Here is a 4,927-nt window from a genome sequence, read left to right on the forward strand (position 1 = left end):
AAGCGTCCGCGTCGCAATGCGCGTCCGGGCGACCGTCGTCCGCGCCGTGACGGCGAAGGCGGCGCTCCGGGTGCTCGTCGTGGCGCACCGCGCCGTGGCGCCGGCAAGCCCGAAGACGGCAAGACTGGAGAATAACGATGCTGCAACCGAAACGCAGAAAGTATCGTAAAGAGCAGAAGGGTCGTAACACCGGCAAGGCGACGCGCGGCAACGCAGTGTCGTTCGGTGAGTTCGGTCTGAAGGCGATCGGTCGCGGTCGTTTGACCGCACGTCAGATTGAAGCGGCGCGTCGTGCAATGACGCGTCACATCAAGCGTGGCGGCCGCATCTGGATCCGGATCTTCCCGGACAAGCCGATTTCGCAGAAGCCGGCCGAAGTGCGTATGGGTAACGGTAAGGGTAACCCGGAGTACTACGTCGCCGAGATTCAGCCGGGCAAGATGCTCTATGAAATGGACGGCGTAACCGAAGAACTGGCACGCGAAGCGTTCCGTCTGGCCGCAGCCAAGCTGCCGCTGAAGACGGCATTCATCGTGCGCCAGCTCGGCGCCTAAGGAGAAAACATGAAGGCTTCCGAACTTCTCCAGAAAGACCAGGCCGCGCTCAACAAGGAGCTGGCGGACCTGCTGAAGGCGCAATTCGGCCTGCGCATGCAACTCGCGACCCAGCAGCTCACGAACACGAGCCAGCTGAAGAAGGTTCGTCGCGACATCGCACGTGTGCGGACCGTCATGACTCAGAAGGCGAACCAGAAATGAACGATAGCGTGAAAACCTCGCTGAAGCGGACGCTGGTCGGTCGGGTCGTCAGCAACAAGATGGACAAGACCGTCACCGTGCTGATCGAGCACCGCGTCAAGCATCCGATCTACGGCAAGTATGTCGTGCGCTCGAAGAAGTACCACGCGCACGATGAAGCGAACACCTACAACGAAGGCGATCTCGTCGAAATCCAGGAAACGCGTCCTGTTTCGAAGACGAAGGCCTGGACGGTGTCGCGCCTCGTCGAAGCTGCTCGCGTCATCTAAGCGGACAGCGCAGTAGGCAGTAACAGGCACTTCTCCACGAAGTGCTTGAAATCGCAAAGTTTTTGCTTGCGGGACCAGGATTATTTGTTATAATCCTGGTCTTCCCTCTTTATGGGAGCCCCGTCGCGGGCGAAGTTGGTGGGGGAAGCGGACTGGCGCCTGCCTGTCCGAAAGATTCACCGAATTGCGATGGCGGGTTTCGTTTGCCGTCGCTGCTGTTCCAACCCAAGCAGCCGATTGGCTGACGGGACCAAGACTGACCGAATGCATCATGGTGGTGCATCCGGATTAAGTTGGGAAAGACAAACCATGATCCAGACCGAATCTCGGCTCGAAGTAGCCGACAACACGGGTGCACGTGAAGTCCTGTGCATCAAGGTGCTCGGCGGCTCGAAGCGTCGTTATGCCGGCATTGGCGACATCATCAAGGTGAGCGTCAAAGAGGCAACGCCGCGCGGGCGCGTGAAGAAAGGCGAAATTTACAACGCCGTGGTGGTTCGCACCGCCAAGGGCGTGCGCCGTCAAGACGGCTCGCTGATCAAGTTCGACGGCAACGCCGCTGTGCTTTTGAATAACAAGCTCGAGCCGATCGGCACCCGTATCTTCGGGCCGGTGACGCGTGAGCTGCGTAGCGAACGATTCATGAAGATCGTTTCGCTGGCGCCGGAAGTGCTGTAAGGAGTCGCGATGAACAAGATTCGCAAAGGTGACGAAGTCATCGTCGTCACTGGCAAGGACAAGGGCAAGCGCGGCGTCGTGCTGGCTGTCGGTGCTGAACATGTGACGGTTGAAGGTATCAACCTCGTCAAGAAGCATGTGAAGCCGAACCCGATGAAGGGTACGACGGGCGGCGTGGAAGCGAAGACGATGCCCCTGCATATTTCGAACGTCGCACTGGTCGACGCGAATGGCAAGGCGTCGCGTGTTGGCATCAAGGTCGAGGAAGGCAAGAAGGTTCGCTTCCTGAAGACGACCGGTGCCGTACTGAGCGCCTGACGCAGCGGAGTAAAAAATGGCTCGTTTTCAAGAGTTTTACAAAGAAAAGGTTGTGCCCGGCCTGATCGAGAAGTTCGGTTACAAGTCGGTCATGGAAGTGCCGCGCATCACCAAGATCACGCTGAACATGGGTCTTGGCGAAGCGATCGCTGACAAGAAGATCATCGAGAACGCCGTTGGCGACCTCACGAAGATCGCCGGCCAGAAGCCGGTCGTCACGAAGGCTCGCAAGGCAATCGCAGGCTTCAAGATCCGCCAGGGTTACCCGATCGGCGCGATGGTGACGCTGCGTGGCCAGGCGATGTACGAATTCCTCGACCGTTTCGTGACGGTTGCCCTGCCCCGCGTGCGTGACTTCCGCGGTGTGTCGGGTCGTGCTTTCGATGGCCGTGGCAACTACAACATCGGTGTGAAAGAGCAGATCATTTTCCCCGAAATCGATTACGACAAGATCGACGCACTGCGTGGGCTGAACATCAGCATCACGACGACTGCGAAGACCGACGACGAAGCAAAGGCTCTGCTCGCCAGCTTCAAGTTCCCGTTCAGAAACTGAGGTTACCGTGGCTAAACTGGCACTGATCGAACGTGAAAAGAAGCGCGCCCGCCTGGTCGCGAAGTTCGCAGCAAAGCGCGAAGCGCTGAAGGCGATCGTCGAAGACCAAAGCAAGTCGGAAGAAGAGCGCTACGAAGCACGCCTGGAGCTGCAGCAACTGCCCCGCAACGCAAACCCGACCCGCCAGCGTAACCGCTGCGCGATCACGGGCCGTCCGCGTGGCACGTTCCGTAAATTCGGCCTCGCGCGTAACAAGATTCGTGAAATCGCATTCCGTGGCGAGATTCCTGGCCTGACCAAGGCGAGCTGGTAATAGGAGAAACGTAAATGAGCATGAGTGATCCTATCGCCGATATGCTGACTCGCATCCGCAACGCGCAGATGGTCGAGAAGGTATCGGTCGCGATGCCCTCGTCGAAGGTCAAGGTTGCAATCGCGCAAGTCCTGAAGGACGAAGGCTATATCGACGATTTCGCCGTGAAGGCGGAAGGTGCGAAGTCCGAACTGAATATCGCGCTGAAGTACTACGCAGGTCGCCCGGTCATCGAACGCCTCGAGCGCGTGTCGAAGCCTGGTCTGCGCGTGTACCGCGGCCGTAACGACATTCCGCAGGTCATGAATGGCCTCGGTGTGGCAATCGTGTCGACGCCGAAGGGCGTGATGACCGACCGCAAGGCGCGCGCTACCGGCGTCGGCGGCGAAGTCATCTGCTACGTCGCTTAAAGCCGAGGAGAGAGAAACATGTCTCGAGTAGGTAAGAGCCCGATCGCGCTGCAAGGCGCGGAAGTCAAGCTGGCCGACGGTGCAATCATCGTCAAGGGCCCGCTGGGCACCATCACGCAAGCGATCAATCCGCTCGTGAACGTGGCGAACAACGACGGCACGCTGAATCTGTCGCCGGTCGACGAAAGCCGCGAAGCAAATGCACTGTCGGGCACGATGCGCGCGATCATCGCGAATGCCGTGCACGGCGTGACCAAGGGTTTCGAGCGCAAGCTGACGCTGGTTGGCGTCGGTTACCGTGCGCAAGCGCAAGGCGACAAGCTGAACCTGTCGCTGGGTTTCTCGCACCCGGTGGTGCACCAGATGCCGGAAGGCGTCAAGGCTGAAACCCCGACGCAAACCGAAATCGTGATCAAGGGGATCAACAAGCAACAAGTCGGTCAAGTGGCTGCGGAAGTCCGCGGTTACCGTCCGCCGGAGCCCTACAAGGGCAAGGGCGTGCGCTATGCCGACGAGGTTGTGATCCTCAAAGAAACGAAGAAGAAGTAAGGGTGCGCAATCATGGATAAGACTCAATCTCGCCTGCGCCGCGCTCGCCAGACGCGTATCAAGATCGCTGAGCTGCAGGTCGCGCGTCTCGCCGTGCATCGCACGAACACGCACATCTACGCTCAAGTGTTCTCGCCCTGCGGCACCAAGGTGCTCGCCAGCGCGTCGACGCTCGAAGCGGAAGTGCGCGCAGAACTGGCCGACAAGTCGGGCAAGGGCGGCAACGTCAATGCCGCGACGCTGATCGGCAAGCGTATTGCCGAAAAGGCAAAGGCTGCCGGCATCGAATCCGTCGCCTTCGACCGCTCGGGCTTCCGCTACCACGGCCGCGTCAAGGCGCTGGCTGAGGCAGCTCGCGAAGCTGGGCTCAAGTTCTAAGGAAGGAATTCGTCATGGCAAAGATGCAAGCGAAAGTTCAGGCTGACGAGCGCGACGACGGCCTTCGCGAAAAGATGATTTCGGTCAATCGCGTGACCAAGGTCGTGAAGGGTGGCCGTATTCTCGGCTTCGCCGCACTGACCGTGGTTGGCGACGGTGATGGCCGCATCGGTATGGGCAAGGGCAAGGCGAAGGAAGTGCCGGTCGCTGTCCAGAAGGCAATGGAACAAGCTCGCCGCAACATGTTCAAGGTGCCGCTCAAGAACGGCACGCTGCAGCACGAAGTGCACGGCAAGCACGGCGCATCCGCGGTCCTCCTCGCTCCGGCGAAGGCAGGTACGGGCGTGATCGCCGGCGGCCCGATGCGCGCAGTGTTCGACGTGATGGGCGTTCAGAACGTCGTGGCGAAGAGCCACGGTTCGACGAACCCGTACAACCTCGTTCGCGCCACGCTGGACGGCCTGCGCAAGCAGTCGACCCCGGCAGACATCGCGGCGAAGCGCGGCAAGTCCGTCGAAGATATTTTGGGCTAAGCCCGGGTGGTCACCATGTCTGAAAAAACTGTCAAGGTTCAGCTCGTGAAGAGCCTGATCGGGACCCGCGAATCGCACCGCGCGACCGTGCGTGGCCTGGGCCTGCGCCGACTCAACTCGGTTAGCGAGCTGCAGGACACGCCGGCGGTCCGCGGCATGATCAAC

General features: G+C 60.0%; 12 protein-coding genes. All 12 read left to right on the plus strand.

What is annotated here, in order from left to right:
• Positions 1 to 137: 137 nt before the first annotated feature.
• The gene (rplP, locus tag AC3IFE_RS19115) at positions 138 to 554 is read left to right on the plus strand and encodes a 50S ribosomal protein L16 (protein WP_006482873.1); all 417 of its coding nucleotides are present in this window, start codon (positions 138 to 140) and stop codon (positions 552 to 554) included.
• 9 nt (positions 555 to 563) lie between these two features.
• Entirely contained in the window at positions 564 to 758 is a 195-nt protein-coding gene (gene rpmC, locus AC3IFE_RS19120) for a 50S ribosomal protein L29 (RefSeq protein ID WP_006400652.1), read from the plus strand.
• On the plus strand, positions 755 to 1,027 hold the full coding sequence (gene rpsQ, locus AC3IFE_RS19125; protein WP_006477189.1) for a 30S ribosomal protein S17: 273 nt from the start codon (positions 755 to 757) through the stop codon (positions 1,025 to 1,027). Before rpmC ends, rpsQ begins: the two co-directional genes overlap by 4 nt.
• 309 nt (positions 1,028 to 1,336) lie before the next feature.
• Positions 1,337 to 1,705 (plus strand): 50S ribosomal protein L14, encoded by a 369-nt coding sequence (gene rplN / locus AC3IFE_RS19130; protein ID WP_006482918.1) that lies wholly within the window; start codon positions 1,337 to 1,339, stop codon positions 1,703 to 1,705.
• Positions 1,706 to 1,714: 9 nt separating this feature from the next.
• Positions 1,715 to 2,023 (plus strand): 50S ribosomal protein L24, encoded by a 309-nt coding sequence (gene rplX, locus AC3IFE_RS19135; protein WP_006477187.1) that lies wholly within the window; start codon positions 1,715 to 1,717, stop codon positions 2,021 to 2,023.
• Between the two features lie 16 nt (positions 2,024 to 2,039).
• A complete protein-coding gene (rplE, locus tag AC3IFE_RS19140) occupies positions 2,040 to 2,579 on the plus strand; it encodes a 50S ribosomal protein L5 (protein WP_006477186.1) in 540 nt (179 codons plus the stop codon).
• A gap of 7 nt (positions 2,580 to 2,586) precedes the next feature.
• Complete coding sequence (gene rpsN, locus AC3IFE_RS19145; RefSeq protein ID WP_006482884.1) at positions 2,587 to 2,892, plus strand: 30S ribosomal protein S14; 306 nt, start codon at positions 2,587 to 2,589, stop codon at positions 2,890 to 2,892.
• Between the two features lie 14 nt (positions 2,893 to 2,906).
• Entirely contained in the window at positions 2,907 to 3,302 is a 396-nt protein-coding gene (gene rpsH / locus AC3IFE_RS19150) for a 30S ribosomal protein S8 (protein ID WP_006477185.1), read from the plus strand.
• 18 nt (positions 3,303 to 3,320) lie between these two features.
• Positions 3,321 to 3,851, plus strand: a complete 531-nt coding sequence (gene rplF / locus AC3IFE_RS19155) for a 50S ribosomal protein L6 (RefSeq protein ID WP_089466458.1) — start codon at positions 3,321 to 3,323, stop codon at positions 3,849 to 3,851.
• Between the two features lie 12 nt (positions 3,852 to 3,863).
• Complete coding sequence (rplR, locus tag AC3IFE_RS19160) at positions 3,864 to 4,229, plus strand: 50S ribosomal protein L18 (RefSeq protein WP_006477183.1); 366 nt, start codon at positions 3,864 to 3,866, stop codon at positions 4,227 to 4,229.
• Between the two features lie 14 nt (positions 4,230 to 4,243).
• Entirely contained in the window at positions 4,244 to 4,762 is a 519-nt protein-coding gene (rpsE, locus tag AC3IFE_RS19165) for a 30S ribosomal protein S5 (protein WP_006752931.1), read from the plus strand.
• Between the two features lie 15 nt (positions 4,763 to 4,777).
• Positions 4,778 to 4,927: 50S ribosomal protein L30 (gene rpmD, locus AC3IFE_RS19170; RefSeq protein ID WP_489191580.1), on the plus strand; the 150-nt coding region annotated here is incomplete at its 3' end.

Source organism: Burkholderia sp. APQ4-4ca (genome assembly GCF_057837105.1).